Here is a 1,158-nt window from a genome sequence, read left to right as displayed (position 1 = left end):
GGCCGGCCACCCGTTCGGGCTAGCCCCCCTGGAGTGAGCGCCGACGGCGGACCGCAGCCACCCGGAGGCGGTGCGCAGGCAGTGTCAGGGGTTGGTGCCGGGATCATGCAGGCCGCGTAAAGGCCCATCCTGACCTGGGACTTCACGAAAAGCACGAACATTGTGCGACCGCCGGGCAGTGGTTACTCTCCCCGATTGTCAGGGGCACCACATGCCAGGCTCCTCCCCTGCGGGAGCACGTTCCCGCTCCGGTGCCCGCTGCCGCGCGCCTTCCTCGGCCAGCCGCGTCCGCCCGCGCCCCGGTGCCCTCAACCCTCGTCCAGGGAGCTCCATTGGGTGAGATCCACCATGCCGACCACGGCTGGGTGACACCGGCGGTCTCGTACTTCGTCGCCTGCGTCGGCGCCTTCGTCGCCCTGCGCAGCGCCCGCTGGGCACTCGTCTCCCGGGGCCGCACCCGGGCCGTCTGGCTGCTGTTCGCCTCGACCTCGCTCGGGGCCGGGATCTGGTCCATGCACTTCATCGCGATGCTCGGCTTCTCCGTGACCGGCGTCGAGATCGGTTACCGGCCCGGCCTGACCGTGCTCAGCCTGCTGGTCGCCGTCGCCGTGGTCGGCGTCGGGCTCTTCACCGTCGGCTACTGGCGGCGCCGCGTCCTGGCGCTGCTGGTCGGCGGGCTGACCACCGGTCTGGGGGTCGCCGCCATGCACTACCTGGGCATGGCCGCGATGGTCCTGCCCGGCACGCTCGGCTACGACCGGCCCACCGTGGCCGCCTCGGTGGCCATCGCCGTGGTCGCGGCCACGGCCGCGCTCTGGGCCGCGCTCAACATCCGGGGCACGCTCGCCGTGCTGGCGGCGGCGCCGGTGATGGGCGTGGCGGTCTGCGCGATGCACTACACCGGCATGGCGGCACTCTCCGTCCAGCTGGACTTCTCGCGCTCCACCGAGGCCGGCGTGATGGCGCTCCAGTTCATCTTCCCGCTCGGGGTCGGGCTGGGCTGCTACGTGTTCTTCGGCTCGCTGGCCTTCGCGGTCTCGCCGAGCCGGTCCGACTCCCAGCCCCTGCTGGCCGGTCCGGCCGCCCCGCTGCCTCCGCGGCCCCAGCGCGCCTCCGGGACCGCGCGGGCCGCGGGGGCCGCGCGCACCCCGGGCGACC

At 73.7% G+C, this 1,158-nt stretch carries 1 protein-coding gene; it reads left to right on the top strand.

Features of this window, described 5'->3' with window-relative positions:
• Positions 1-332: 332 nt before the first annotated feature.
• The coding region (locus tag ACIQOV_RS42260) for an MHYT domain-containing protein (RefSeq protein WP_401056566.1) at positions 333-1,158 on the top strand (826 nt) is incomplete at its 3' end.

The sequence above is a fragment of the Kitasatospora sp. NPDC091257 genome, from assembly GCF_044757675.1.
GTDB classification, from domain to species: domain Bacteria; phylum Actinomycetota; class Actinomycetes; order Streptomycetales; family Streptomycetaceae; genus Kitasatospora; species Kitasatospora lactacystinica.
This window is presented reverse-complemented; position numbering and strand designations above follow the sequence as displayed.